The sequence below is a fragment of the Pedobacter frigoris genome (genome assembly GCF_032678645.1).
In the GTDB taxonomy this organism is placed as follows: Bacteria; Bacteroidota; Bacteroidia; order Sphingobacteriales; family Sphingobacteriaceae; genus Pedobacter; species Pedobacter frigoris_A.
The window spans coordinates 316064-330060 of sequence record NZ_JAVTSP010000003.1 but is presented as its reverse complement, the minus strand read 5'-3'; the positions used below and the strand labels follow the sequence as shown (position 1 = coordinate 330060).

At 40.8% G+C, this 13997-nt stretch carries 12 protein-coding genes and 1 tRNA gene; 10 read left to right on the top strand and 3 right to left on the bottom strand.

Annotated elements, in window-relative coordinates; translation table 11 throughout:
* The first annotated feature begins 123 nt into the window (after positions 1 to 123).
* The 4 genes from kynU to R2Q78_RS11895 all read left to right on the top strand — a co-directional run bounded on the left by kynU (position 124) and on the right by R2Q78_RS11895 (position 4330).
* Entirely contained in the window at positions 124 to 1410 is a 1287-nt protein-coding gene (gene kynU, locus R2Q78_RS11910; protein WP_316792132.1) for a kynureninase, read from the top strand.
* 34 nt (positions 1411 to 1444) lie between these two features.
* Positions 1445 to 2410: a tryptophan 2,3-dioxygenase family protein gene (locus R2Q78_RS11905; protein ID WP_316792130.1), complete on the top strand. Its 966-nt coding sequence runs from the start codon at positions 1445 to 1447 to the stop codon at positions 2408 to 2410.
* A gap of 97 nt (positions 2411 to 2507) precedes the next feature.
* The gene (locus R2Q78_RS11900) at positions 2508 to 3572 is read left to right on the top strand and encodes a PCMD domain-containing protein (RefSeq protein WP_316792129.1); all 1065 of its coding nucleotides are present in this window, start codon (positions 2508 to 2510) and stop codon (positions 3570 to 3572) included.
* Positions 3569 to 4330, top strand: a complete 762-nt coding sequence (locus R2Q78_RS11895) for a porin family protein (RefSeq protein ID WP_316792127.1) — start codon at positions 3569 to 3571, stop codon at positions 4328 to 4330. The genes R2Q78_RS11900 and R2Q78_RS11895 overlap by 4 nt, the downstream gene beginning before the upstream one ends.
* A gap of 121 nt (positions 4331 to 4451) precedes the next feature.
* Here R2Q78_RS11895 and R2Q78_RS11890 read toward each other — a convergent pair.
* The 3 genes from R2Q78_RS11890 to R2Q78_RS11880 all read right to left on the bottom strand — a co-directional run bounded on the left by R2Q78_RS11890 (position 4452) and on the right by R2Q78_RS11880 (position 6157).
* Positions 4452 to 4525, bottom strand: a tRNA-Arg gene (locus tag R2Q78_RS11890).
* Between the two features lie 111 nt (positions 4526 to 4636).
* Positions 4637 to 5101 (bottom strand): redoxin domain-containing protein, encoded by a 465-nt coding sequence (locus tag R2Q78_RS11885; protein ID WP_316792125.1) that lies wholly within the window; start codon positions 5099 to 5101, stop codon positions 4637 to 4639.
* Positions 5102 to 5248: 147 nt separating this feature from the next.
* The gene (locus R2Q78_RS11880) at positions 5249 to 6157 is read right to left on the bottom strand and encodes an SDR family oxidoreductase (protein WP_316792123.1); all 909 of its coding nucleotides are present in this window, start codon (positions 6155 to 6157) and stop codon (positions 5249 to 5251) included.
* A gap of 326 nt (positions 6158 to 6483) precedes the next feature.
* On the opposite strand from R2Q78_RS11880, the gene atpD reads away from it, so the two are divergent.
* The 6 genes from atpD to ilvN all read left to right on the top strand — a co-directional run bounded on the left by atpD (position 6484) and on the right by ilvN (position 13996).
* Complete coding sequence (atpD, locus tag R2Q78_RS11875; RefSeq protein WP_316792121.1) at positions 6484 to 7986, top strand: F0F1 ATP synthase subunit beta; 1503 nt, start codon at positions 6484 to 6486, stop codon at positions 7984 to 7986.
* Positions 7987 to 7996: 10 nt separating this feature from the next.
* Positions 7997 to 8239, top strand: a complete 243-nt coding sequence (gene atpC / locus R2Q78_RS11870; RefSeq protein ID WP_316792119.1) for an ATP synthase F1 subunit epsilon — start codon at positions 7997 to 7999, stop codon at positions 8237 to 8239.
* 711 nt (positions 8240 to 8950) lie between these two features.
* On the top strand, positions 8951 to 9841 hold the full coding sequence (locus R2Q78_RS11865) for a branched-chain amino acid transaminase (protein ID WP_316792117.1): 891 nt from the start codon (positions 8951 to 8953) through the stop codon (positions 9839 to 9841).
* 55 nt (positions 9842 to 9896) lie between these two features.
* Complete coding sequence (gene ilvD, locus R2Q78_RS11860) at positions 9897 to 11594, top strand: dihydroxy-acid dehydratase (RefSeq protein ID WP_316792115.1); 1698 nt, start codon at positions 9897 to 9899, stop codon at positions 11592 to 11594.
* A gap of 34 nt (positions 11595 to 11628) precedes the next feature.
* Positions 11629 to 13368, top strand: coding sequence for a biosynthetic-type acetolactate synthase large subunit (gene ilvB / locus R2Q78_RS11855; RefSeq protein WP_316792113.1), 1740 nt, complete (start codon positions 11629 to 11631; stop codon positions 13366 to 13368).
* A 10-nt stretch (positions 13369 to 13378) separates the two neighbouring features.
* Entirely contained in the window at positions 13379 to 13996 is a 618-nt protein-coding gene (ilvN, locus tag R2Q78_RS11850) for an acetolactate synthase small subunit (RefSeq protein WP_316792111.1), read from the top strand.
* Position 13997: the final 1 nt, after the last annotated feature.

The window sequence follows — 13997 nt, the reverse complement described above, 5'->3', positions numbered from 1 at the left end:
GGTATCACCCGACGGATTCCCTATTTACTTTAGCTTACAAGCAACATTTTCCGACTTTAATAATTTTCAGCAGGCAGCTTAGAAACTACCTCTATAATCCATTTTAACTATTCTTTTAAAAGTATGATTTTTGAAAACAACCTGGCTTTTGCTCAAAGTCTGGATCAACAGGATCCACTTCAACACTTGAGAAATGATTTCTTTTTTCCGCAACAAAACGGCAAACCCTTCATTTACTTATGCGGCAACTCTCTTGGTCTGCAACCGAAAACGGCCAAAGAGCACATAGAGCAGCAACTCGAGAACTGGCAGAACCTTGCTGTAGAAGGCTGGTTTGAAGGTGATACGCCCTGGATGTTTTACCACAAGGAACTAAAAAAACTCATGGCCCAGGTTGTGGGTGCAAGCCCACAGGAAGTTTGCCCCATGAATACGCTAACCGTAAACTTGCATTTGCTGATGGTCAGCTTTTATAAACCATCAGCCAAACGGTTTAAGATCATAATGGAAGCCGGAGCCTTCCCTTCTGATCAATACGCCATCGAAAGTCAAGTGCGTTTTCATGGTTACGATCCCGAAAACGCCATCATAGAGGTTGCGCCGCGAGCAGGTGAACAAACGCTACGAACAAGTGATATTTTAGCTGCCATAGCTGATCAGGGTGATGAAATCGCATTGGTGCTTTTTGGTGGAGTAAACTATTTTACCGGGCAGTGGTACGACATGCCCGCCATTACCAAAGCTGGACATGCGGCAGGGGCTATAGTTGGCTTTGACCTCGCACATGCTGCCGGCAACGTGCCATTGCAACTTCATGACTGGGATATAGACTTCGCTTGCTGGTGCTCTTATAAATATCAAAACTCCGGTCCAGGTGGAATCAGCGGTATCTTTGTTCATGAAAAACACTTTAAAGACCGTAGCCTGAACCGCTTCGCCGGCTGGTGGGGATATCAGGAGGAACAGCGATTTAAAATGGCAAAAGGTTTCGTACCCGAAGCGGGCGCTGATGGCTGGCAAGTGAGCTGCACACAGGTCATCCCAATGGCTTTGTACTACGCCTCTCTGCAAATGTTTGAAAAAGCAGGCTTTATTACGCCATTAAGGGAGAAAAGTAAAAAACTAACTGCTTATTTATTTTACATCGTCAATGAGGTAAACCGCAGCTTAGGTGAAGAACAGTACCAAATCATCACGCCGGCTACCGAGGCCGACCGTGGTGCCCAGGTATCTATTATAGCTAAACATAAGCCTAAGGAAATATTCAAAGCACTGATGGACAACAACATATTAGGCGACTGGCGCGAACCTAATGTGATCCGCCTTAGCCCTGTCCCTCTTTACAACAGCTTTGAAGATGTATTCATCACCGGAGAACAATTGCTGAAAATCAGCAAAGAATTGATTTAAGCATTTAAAAAATTATAATTTAAAAATTAACACAATGGAAATAACAGTAGAAATTACTGATCGTCTGTACAAACTTGAGGAGAAGTTTGCTGCGATGGGGCAAGATATCAATGCGTATCTTGATGGTCTGCTTTATGCAGATTACCTGACCTATTGGGATTACATACATCTGGATACCCTACTGAGTCTTCAGAGCCCCAAAACATCTTTCCCTGATGAAGAAATATTCATCATGTATCACCAGATTACCGAACTCTATTTTAAACTGACCCTTCATGAATGCAAGCAGATCGCTGAGCATCCGGCACTGACGTCTTATTTTTTTGTGAGCAGGTTGAAACGCATAAACGCCTATTTTACGGCGCTGGTTTCTTCTTTCGATATCATGGTAGATGGTATGGACAAATCACAGTTCCTGAAATTCAGGATGTCTCTTTTACCTGCAAGCGGCTTTCAATCCGGACAATACCGCATGATCGAAATCTATGCCACCGACCTTATCCGTCTGGTAGATAAAAGCAAACGCGAAGAACTAAAAGATGCGACTGTAGATGAGCAATTTGAATACCTGTACTGGAAATTTGGCGCGTCCGAATTGGCTACCGGCAAACAGACACTTACCCTGCAACAATTTATTCGCAAATACGCAAAGCAATTTTTGCAATTAGCAAAGGACAACACTGAAACAAACTTCGCTGCAATTTACCGAAAGCTGGTTGAGCAGGGAGAAGATGTAAAGTTGGTGGAAGATGAATTGCGTAAACTGGATTTGTTTGTTAACGTAGAATGGCCTCTTTCTCATTACAAATCGGCTGTAAGATATTTGGAGAAGGATCCCCAGGACATTGCTGCTACAGGTGGTACCAACTGGCAAAAGTACCTGCCTCCACGTTTTCAAAAACGAATTTTCTTCCCGTTTCTGTGGACAGAAGAACAAATTGAAGAATGGGGTAAAACATGGGTAATGAATGTGTTGAAAACCTATAAAATCTCAAAATAAACAAGTACCTGAATCCATTTGATATTCCTCAATGGTTTTAATAACTTAGCTATACTTGCCGAAAATTCGTCCTTTGTAACATAAATAAACAGTCAATATGAAAATCAATCTAAAAATGCCAGCCTATGCAATGGCCTTTACCTTGCTTTTCCAGTCTTGTATCAAAGATCCGCCTGCAAATCCAGAGGCCGACATTGAGCAATTTAAAGTAGAATCTAAATTGCTTACCGGCGATGTCTTTATCGATCAAGCGAACCGAATAATTACACTCAACCTTACTGAGGCAGCCTTCAAAGAAGGTATTGCCCCCCAGATCTTAGTTTCCCAAGGCGCGAGGGTTGAGCCTGCTTCCGGCACAAAAATCACCTTTGATCAGGAAATGTCCTATGTGGTTACCTCTGCTTCAGGTGAAAATAAGAAAACCTATCAGGTGAAGATAGTCAATGTTGGCCACTGGGATTTTGATTTTGAAAACTGGATGGCAAATAGCGCAGATCAGTATCAATACCCCATTGAATCCAATAACACGCAAGTGTGGTCTTCAGGCAACCCGGGTGTAGCACTAGCAGGAGTACCAAAAAGAGCAGATGCATATCCCACACAATCTACCTCAGATGGTTACTTAGGCACAAAGGCAGCATCGATGTCCACTATCAAAGGCACGGCACTTTCTGAATTTATAGGGGTAAAGCTGTTCGCCGGATCTATTTTCCTGGGAGACTTTAAGTCCGCTGAAGCGCTGTTCAACCCACTTGCAGCAACAGAATTTGGGCAACCTTATTTGAGCGGTCAGCCTGCAAGATTCACCGGTTATTACAAATACGCCCCAGGGCCTGTTTTGCAGGATCGTGATGGCAACCCTATTAATGGTCAGACCGACCAGTGTTCCATTTATGCGGTGGTATATAACGGGACGGAGCGGTTGAATGCCACAAATATCATGACTTCCGACCGTGTAATTGCTAAGGCTGTATTGGCTGATGGCAGTGCTAAAGAAACATTTACGCGCTTTGACATTCCTTTCATTTATATACCTGGCGCAGTGCGTGCAGAAAACATTATGGTAGCGATAGTTGCATCTTCCAGCGCACGCGGTGGAGAGTATGTTGGTGCGCTAGGCAGTAAATTAATCATAGACAGTTTACGAATCATCCCACAATGAGAAAAATTTCATATTTAGTTACCCTATTATTACTGGCCATATTGGCACATAAAGGCTATGCCCAGTCATATCAGGGCATCATCATCATCAAGAAAAACACCCATTTTATCACCGCAGGATACAATTTCGGCGCAACTGCTCCCTACACCTTGCCCAATACGATTCGTAAAATTGAAAAATATACGCTGCAGTTTACTCCTTCGGTTGGTTATGAATTCCATCGTAAATTGAACAAAAAATGGGGCGTAGGTAGTGGCGTGAGAGTGGATGTAAAAGGAATGAAAATTACCGATAGCGTTCAATATTTTCATACCATTTTAACAATGGATGATGGCGAGTTTGAGGGCGATTTTTCAGGTACCAATCAAACCACCGCGAAAAATACTTACTTAACAGTACCTATTTACGGAACCTTTCAATCTGGCCGATGGCATTATAGGTTGGGAGGGTATGTCGCCTATGCGCTATCAAAAAGTTTTAGTGGTTCAGTTTCTAACGGTTACATTCGTAAGGGAAACTCTTTAGGTGAAAAAGTTTTTATCGATGAGTCTAAATTTGATTTTTCTGATGAAATGAAGTCTTGGGACTGGGGCTTACACGCGGCTGTAGGTCGGGAAATCGGTCATGCCTGGTCCATCAATCTAAACATTCAAGCCGGAATAGATCCTATATTTCCCAGTTCCTTCAGAGGTGTTGGATATAAACTGCGCAACATAAATCTTAATATTGGGGCTGCATTTAACTTAAGTTATTTATAATCATTAAAACTTAAGACCTTAAAATTAAGCTCCCTCGTTCACGCGGTACAATTATGGAGCAGACAGATATTAGAATTCTATTAAAACAAAAAAGCCTTAGATTTCTCTAAGGCTTTCTCCGTGCACTTGTAGGGATTCGAACCCCAAACCTTCTCATCCGTAGTGAGATGCTCTATCCAATTGAGCTACAAATGCATTTTTTATTATGTTCCCGTTTCGTTAACGGAATGCAAAAGTAATGCTTGAAATTCAAAATAACAATATTTTTATCAAATTATTCCAAGCGTTACTTTTACAAAAGCCTCTTTATGCTTCTACAGATTTTTTAATCGCATCAAAATCAGGCATATTACCTGCATCTTCCAATACTTCTGCATGAATAATTTTTCCTTCTTCATCGATCACAAAAGCTGCTCTTTTGGAAACTCCCTTTAAATTAAATACGAAATCTTCATAAAATGCACCATATGCTTTTGATGTTTCTTTGTTAAAATCTGAAAGTAATGGAAACTGATAAGCCTGGTCTTCTTTAAATTTTGCCAGAGTAAATGGAGAATCTACAGAAATACCTACCACATCAGCATTCATTCCTTCATAATAGCCGAAGCTATCTCTCATTGTACATAACTGCGCGGTACAAACGCCGGTAAACGCCATAGGGAAAAAGTGTACTACTAATTTTCTGCCTTTATAATCTGAAAGAGATACCTCTTTCAACTCTGAACTGAACAGTTTAAAATCTGGGGCTTGATCACCAATTTGTAATGCCATATTGAATTCTTTTTTTGTATGATTATTTTAATTCCAAACTTAAATAAAATGCATGTTTTATTTGTGTCAAATCATACCTATTTCATTAGAAAAATTGCGCATCAAATTGAGCGTGACACACTAGGATTCGACGGGGCTTCCAGTTTTTTAATCACGTTGTTTCAACTGATGATCCAGGATGGCTAGTCCCTCTTCAAAACTATGGGGATTGTAACCAAGATCGTTTATGGTTTTATCCAATATAAAACCTGTTCTTACCGGCCGTTTGGCTGTTTGGTTTAATGTTTCTGCACTGATTTCCCTAATCAGACTTTTATCAAGATGCCAGTAGTCTGCCACTTTACCTACCAGTTCTGAAATACTCATCATATCTTTGCCTGAAGCATTGTATACACCATGTGCATCTTTTTGAACAGCAAGCAGGCAGCAATCGGCGAGATCCTCTGCAAGTGTAGGCATGCGCCACTGATCATTTACTACATTAATTGGCGAACCTTTTTCTAAAGCTCCTTTAGCCCAAAGCACAATGTTACTTCTGCTCATGTCGCTTACAATACCATATACTATTATAGTACGGAGAATAGCCCATTTACAACTGGAATTTTTGAGCACTTCCTCTGCTTCCAGCTTTGTTTTACCATAATAACTCAGAGGATTTGGTGCCGCAAGTTCATCATAAGGTCCGTTTGCACCATCAAATATAAAATCGGTAGACAAATGAACCAATTGTATATTATGTAGCTCTGCTATATTAATTAATGTCTGAACTGCCTCAACATTTAATTTATGTGCCAATTCCTGCTGATCTTCACAAGTATCCACATTAGTCATGGCTGCAGTATGAATAATGGCATCGGGCTGGTATTTTTCTACCACCTGCTTTACATTTTCAGGATCAAGAATATCCATTTCGGCATAAACATATCCTTCCTTAACCGGAAATCTGTTGGCACCCTTGGCTGTCGCAATTAGTTTAAATTGCTTCGTATCCAGCAGTCTCTCTGTAATCTTCTGGCCCAAAAGACCGTTACTCCCTGTTACTAATATGGTTTTCATCTATATATAAGTTGCCTTTTAATTGTGATGAAGCTATCAGATTTATTCATCTCCACTGCGTGTTTTGAAAAATACTGATGGTTTCATTAAAATTTATTTTGTCTTTTTAACATGCTATGTCCTTTACAAATCGCCTTTTAAGGGCTAAAATGCAATAAGTTATGGCATTAAATGTAAGTGCTAAATTACCGATTAAAAAACTGTGGAAAAACTTTTTATTTATATATACAATTCTTGTTTAAAAATTTTAACTTTGCAAACCGAATTGTGGGCTCCTAAAACAGCCTTTAACAAATTGATATTTATAATTTTACCCAAAACAATATATGCCTAACATTGGAAAAATAGCGCAGATTATAGGACCGGTAGTTGACGTGAGTTTTGCTGACGATGCTCATTTACCTCAAATTTTCTCTGCATTAGAGATTACAAAAGAAAACGGACAGAAAGTCGTTTTAGAAGTTCAACAACATCTTGGTGAAGACCGCGTTCGTGCAATTGCGATGGACTCAACTGACGGTTTGGTTCGCGGAATGAAAGCAGTAGATACTGGTGCTCCTATTCAAATGCCAGTTGGTGATCAAATTAAAGGTCGCTTATTCAATGTTGTTGGTGAAGCTATCGATGGTATCAACACTGTTGATAAAACAGGTGGTCGTCCAATCCACAATGCTCCTCCAAAATTTGATGAGCTTTCTACTGAAACTGAAGTACTTTTTACAGGTATTAAAGTAATTGACTTATTAGAGCCTTATGCAAAAGGTGGTAAAATCGGTTTGTTCGGTGGTGCGGGTGTTGGTAAAACAGTATTGATCATGGAATTGGTAAACAACATTGCGAAAGCATATGCTGGTTTATCTGTATTCGCTGGTGTTGGTGAGCGTACTCGTGAAGGTAATGACCTTTTACGTGAGTTTATCGAATCTGGTGTAATCAACTATGGTGAAGAATTCCTTCATTCTATGGAAAAAGGTGGATGGGATTTAAAAACTGTTGACACTGAAAAATTAAAAGAATCTAAAGCAACTCTGGTATTCGGTCAGATGAACGAGCCTCCTGGTGCACGTGCACGTGTAGCATTATCAGGACTAACAGTTGCTGAATATTTCCGTGACGGTGATGGAGAAGGCGCTGGAAAAGATATTCTTTTCTTCGTTGATAACATCTTCCGTTTCACTCAGGCAGGTTCTGAGGTATCGGCTCTATTGGGTCGTATGCCTTCGGCGGTAGGTTACCAGCCAACACTTGCTACTGAGATGGGTCTGATGCAAGAGCGTATTACTTCAACTAAACGTGGTTCAATTACATCTGTTCAGGCGGTTTACGTACCTGCGGATGATTTAACTGACCCGGCTCCGGCAACTACATTTGCCCACTTAGATGCGACTACTGTATTGTCACGTAAAATTGCTGAGTTAGGTATCTATCCTGCGGTGGATCCATTGGATTCTACTTCACGTATCCTTTCTCCAGCTGTATTAGGTGATGAACACTATAACACTGCTCAAAGAGTAAAAGAAACCTTACAACGTTATAAAGAACTTCAGGATATCATCGCCATCCTTGGTATGGATGAGTTATCTGAGGAAGATAAATTAGTTGTATCGCGCGCACGTCGTGTTCAGCGTTTCTTATCTCAGCCTTTCCACGTAGCTGAGCAGTTTACAGGCTTAAAAGGAGTATTGGTTGACATTAAAGATACCATCAAAGGATTCAACATGATCATGGATGGTGAAGTTGATGAATATCCTGAGGCTGCATTTAACTTAGTAGGAAGCATTGAAGAAGCTATAGAAAAAGGTAAAAAACTATTAGCTGAAGCAAACTAGTATTAGCACTATGACATTAGAAATATTAACCCCAGATAAGAAAGTTTTTGAAGGCGAAGTAACAGCAGTTACTGTACCGGGTACCATGGGTTCTTTCCAGATTTTGAAAGACCATGCCCCTATTATTTCAACTTTAGAAGACGGACCAGTAATTATTAAAAGTAAAACTGGCGATGATACCTTTATTATTAAAGGCGGTGTCGTTGAGGTTTTAAAAAACAAAATTATTGTCTTAGCCGAAGGGGTTGCATAATATTTAATCATATAATATTGTAAAAGCCCTTTGAAAATTTCAAAGGGCTTTTTTGTTGGAATATGTTTAAGGCAAAAACTTAGATCATCTTCAGTAAAGGGTTGTCATCTCGAACGAAGGGAGAGATCTCTTGATTCAGCACAGTTCAGGAGATCTTTCCTAAGGTCGAGATGACGGCAAAGTCAGGATGGAGAGGCCCTGATTGCAAGAGTAAAAAATAACGGGATGAATAAAAGAAATCTGAAGAGTTAAATAAGTGACTTTCATCAACTTTTTACATCACTTTTCAGATTTTAGGCAGAAAATTAAAGAATTTACAATGCTTGCATAACACCTATACCGAATACCGATTTCATATTTGGTATAGTAGCATCCATGGTAAGATATGATTTAGATACAAAAAAAGAAATTAAATACTTAAATAAACAAATAAAGCAGAATTATATTTTTTTTCAATTATTTTTCTTCTTCTATTGATAGTCTAGGAAGCAACACCTAAATTGGATTCTAGAAAGCAACACTAAATAAAAACGAAATGAAACTTTCAATCAACGTCTTAATTACTGTCATTATTAATGTAATTCTTCTCCTGATTATTCAGAAGGAAAAGGCGCTGTAAATGAATATTTAATACATAAAATAATCAAGCGCCACCCAAAAGTGGCGCTTTTTTAATGAAACAACCGAAAATAAAACATACCGAGACCTAAAATGCAATACTTCAACTCAAATACCATACTTTACTTAAACGGCAGGTTTGAAAAAGCCGCTGAAGCGACCACCGATTTATATGGTCAGTCGCTGCATTATGGTTACGCAGTATTTGAGGGCATCAGGGCCTACAGTACACATAACGGTACCCGGATCTTTAAAGCAAGGGAGCATTTTGAAAGATTGAAACGATCCGCAGAATTGGTTCACATACCTTTTACCTGGGATATCAATAAGCTGATCAAACAGACATACAGGTTACTGGAAATCAATAATTTGAAAGATGCGTACATCCGCCCGCTGATATTTTGTCCACCAGCCATGTCATTAAGTGCTGCAAAAGAGGCATCCATTATGATCTGTGTATGGGAGTGGGATGCATATCTTGGACACAAATTATTAAAGGTTTGTGTATCAGAATTTGAACGCCCAAACCCTAAGTCTATTCCTATTGAGGCCAAAGTGAGCGGTAATTATGTCAACTCTATATTGGCCACTACCGAAGCTAAGAAAAAAGGATTTGATGAAGCCTTGTTACTGGATATGTTTGGCAATATAGCTGAAGCACCGGGAGCAAATATCTTCATTGAAAAAAATGGCAGATTGTACACCCCTCCTCTTGGAAATATCTTACCGGGCATCACCCGCGCAACAGTGATTGAATTGTGCCATATACTTGACATTGAAATCATTGAAAAGCATTTGACAGTAAAAGACCTAAAACATGCAGATAGTGCATTTTTCTGTGGTACGGCAACAGAGATTGCGGGGATAGCTTCCATCGATGAATACACTTTCCCCATGAAATGGACTGAAAGTGCAGGAGCAACTATTCAACGCACTTATAAATGTTTAGTGCTTGAAAAACAGAACTATGAAGTTATCATATAGCTATATATACAATAAAACAAAACATACCTAATACAAAATAAGAAACAGACCTAATATGTCACAAACACCAGAAATCAACAGATACAGTAAAACTTTTACACAAGACCCTACTCAGCCGGCTGCTCAGGCCATGCTTTACGGAATTGGCCTGACCAAAGAAGATATGGACAAGGCTCAAGTCGGTATTGCAAGCATGGGATATGATGGGAATACCTGCAACATGCACTTAAATGATCTTGCTCAAATTGTAAAAGAAGGTGTCTGGAAAAATGATATGGTGGGATTGACCTTCGGTACTATCGGAGTGAGCGACGGGATGTCTAACGGAACTGAAGGAATGCGTTATTCCCTGGTATCAAGAGACGTGATCGCGGATTCTATTGAGACGATCTGCGGCGGACAATACTATGATGGTCTGATTACCATCCCAGGTTGCGACAAGAACATGCCCGGCTCTATCATGGCAATGGGTCGTTTAAACCGTCCTTCTATTATGGTATACGGAGGTAGTATCCATTCAGGAAAATATAAAGGTCAGTCGCTGAATATTGTTTCTGCTTTTGAAGCGCTGGGACAAAAGCTTGCTGGAAATTTAAATGAGGAGGATTTCCAGGGGATCATCAAACACACTTGTCCTGGTGCAGGAGCATGTGGAGGTATGTACACTGCAAACACAATGGCTTCAGCTATTGAAGCATTGGGCATGAGCTTACCTTACAGTTCTTCTTACCCTGCGATAAGTGAGGAGAAAAAGAATGAATGTATAGCCGCAGGAAAATACATCCGTATCCTGCTGGAAAGAAATATCTTGCCTTCAGACATCATGACTGAGAAAGCATTTCACAATGCAATAGTACTCGTGATGGTATTGGGAGGTTCTACAAATGCGGTGCTTCACCTGATTGCTATGGCAAAATCTGTAGGATTGAACCTGAAGCTGGAAGATTTCCAAAGAATCAGTGACAGTACGCCTGTACTTGGCGACTTGAAGCCAAGTGGCACTTACCTGATGGAAGATCTTCATGAAATCGGTGGTGTACCCGCGGTAATGAAATATTTATTGAAAGTTGGACTGATCCATGGCGACTGCCTGACTGTAACGGGTAACACAATTGCTGAAAATGTTGCTGATGCAATAGACCTGGATTTTGAAACTCAAAAGATCATCTTCCCTGTTGAAAACCCGATTAAAGAAACCGGTCACCTGCAGATGCTTTATGGAAACCTGGCAACAAAAGGTGCCGTAGCTAAGATCAGCGGCAAGGAAGGTGAAAAATTCACTGGCCCTGCAAGAGTGTTTGACGGAGAGAAATCTTTAATGGCCGGTATCCAGAGTGGACGTGTAAAAAGCGGAGATGTAGTCGTAATCAGACAAGTGGGCCCTAAAGGTGCACCGGGCATGCCTGAGATGCTAAAACCTACTTCATTGATCATTGGTGCCGGACTGGGCAAATCAGTAGCATTGATCACAGATGGTCGTTTCTCTGGAGGTACACATGGATTTGTGGTAGGTCACATTACCCCTGAGGCCTGGGACGGAGGAAATATTGCACTGGTACATGATGATGACATCATTACGATTGATGCAGTGAACAACTCTATAGATGTACACCTGAATGAAGAACAATTGGCTACACGCAGGGCTGTATGGCAACAACTGCCACCACCCGTCACCAAGGGCGTACTTTATAAATACATTAAACAGGTAAGTAATGCCAGCGAAGGCTGTGTTACAGATGCCTACACTGATTAATTAACTAGAAACCCCTACAACTAATAATAAAACAATGGATACAGCACAAGAGGAAGCTACCACATTAACAGAACCTAAAAAGACAATCACTGTTTCTGGATCTGTGGCTCTACTGGAAGGCCTGATCGCTGAAGGCACGGATACAATATTTGGTTACCCTGGTGGTGCCATCATGCCGATTTATGATGCGATATACGATTATAAAGATAAATTAAAACATATTCTGGTACGTCATGAACAAGGTGGCACACATGCCGGACAAGGTTATGCGCGTACTTCTGGAAAAGTGGGTGTGGTATTTGCCACCAGCGGACCAGGCGCTACCAACCTGGTAACAGGCTTGGCTGATGCACAGATAGACAGTACACCAATGGTATGCATCACCGGACAGGTATTTGCGCATCTTTTAGGTACTGATGCTTTCCAGGAAACAGATGTGATCAACATCACTACGCCTGTGACCAAATGGAATTATCAGATCACTGATGCTACAGAGATCCCTTCTGTACTTGCAAAAGCATTTTATATTGCAAGAAGTGGAAGACCAGGTCCCGTACTGATCGACATCACCAAAAATGCGCAGTTGCAAATGTTCGAATATGAAGGCTATACTCCTTGTGAGCATATCCGCAGCTACCGCCCAAAGCCATTGGTAAGGAAAGAATATATTGAGCAGGCTGCAGCTTTGATCAACTCTGCGAAGAAGCCTTTTGTGTTATTCGGACAAGGTGTTTTATTGGGTAGTGCGGAACAGGAATTTAAAGCTTTTGTAGAAAAAAGTGGTATCCCTTCTGCATGGACCATTTTGGGTGCCGGTGCCATTCCTACAGACCATCCTCTAAATGTAGGTATGCTGGGGATGCATGGTAACTACGGCCCTAACGTGCAAACCAATGCTTGTGATGTATTGATTGCTGTCGGAATGCGTTTTGATGACCGTGTAACTGGACGTCTGGATAAATATGCAAAACAGGCGAAAGTCGTTCACCTGGACATTGACCCTGCTGAGATCGATAAAAACGTAAAAGCAGATGTTCCTGTTTGGGGCGACTGTAAAGAAACCTTGCCGCTGCTTACAGAACTTATTGAAGAAAAACAGCATACTGAATGGCTGGCTGAGTTCAGGGCTTATGATAAAACTGAGCTTGATACGGTCATACAAAAAGAGCTGAACCCTGAAAGCGGTGAAATGACCATGGGTGAGGTACTGAACCAATTGAATGTATTGACTAAAGGTGACGCGGTGATTGTAACTGACGTTGGTCAGCATCAGATGGTGGCTTGCCGTTACGCTAAATTCAACAATACCAGAAGCAATATCACCAGTGGTGGTTTGGGGACAATGGGTTTTGGATTACCTGCAGCAATCGGTGCTAAATTTGGTGCGCCAGACAGAACTGTTGTAGCTATTATAGGTGACGGTGGTTTCCAGATGACCTTACAGGAACTGGGTACGATTATGCAGTTTGGTGTAGATGTTAAGATACTGATCCTGAACAACAGATTCTTAGGAATGGTTCGTCAGTGGCAGGAATTATTTAACGAAAAACGCTACTCTTTTGTAGACATTACCAGCCCTGATTTTGTAAAACTTGCAGATTCTTATTACATCGCAGGTAAAAGGGTGGAAGAACGTGAAGACCTTGCTGGAGCATTAGAAGAAATGCTGAACCACAAAGGGTCTTATCTTCTAGAAGTAATGGTGGCTAAGGAGAATAATGTATTCCCAATGGTGCCACAAGGTATGAGTGTAAGCGAAATCAGACTTAAATAATTAGAAGATCATGAGCAATTCCAACGAAACAGAATTAAACGGAAAACAGGAATTTACGATTACTGTATATACCGAAAATAGAATCGGCATACTTAACCGTATAGCCATCATCTTTTCAAGAAGAAAGATAAATATTGAAAGCTTAAACACCTCTCCTTCCGAGATTGAGCACATCCACCGCTTTAACATTCTTATTCACGAGACTGAAGAAGTAGTGCGCAAACTTTCCCGTCAAATCGAAAAACAAGTAGAGGTATTGAAGGTATATTACAATACGAATGAGGATATCATCTGGCAGGAAATGGCTCTTTATAAGGTACCTACAGATACGATTGCCGAACGTGCACCGGTAGAGCGTCTGCTGCGTGAATTTGGTGCAAGGGCTGTTGTGATCCGTAAGGACTATACAGTATTTGAAACAACAGGTCACCGCGAGGAAACTGATAAGCTGATTGAAGTGCTTCAACCTTATGGACTGATTGAATTTGTCAGGAGTGCCAGAGTAGCTATCATCAAGGACAGCGATGGTTTTAACCGTAAACTGAGAGAATTTGAGCGCAGGGAACCAGGTGAAGATGTGATCGAGAACGAATTCCTGGATAAAGAAAAGAACGTGTTCAGCATGTAAC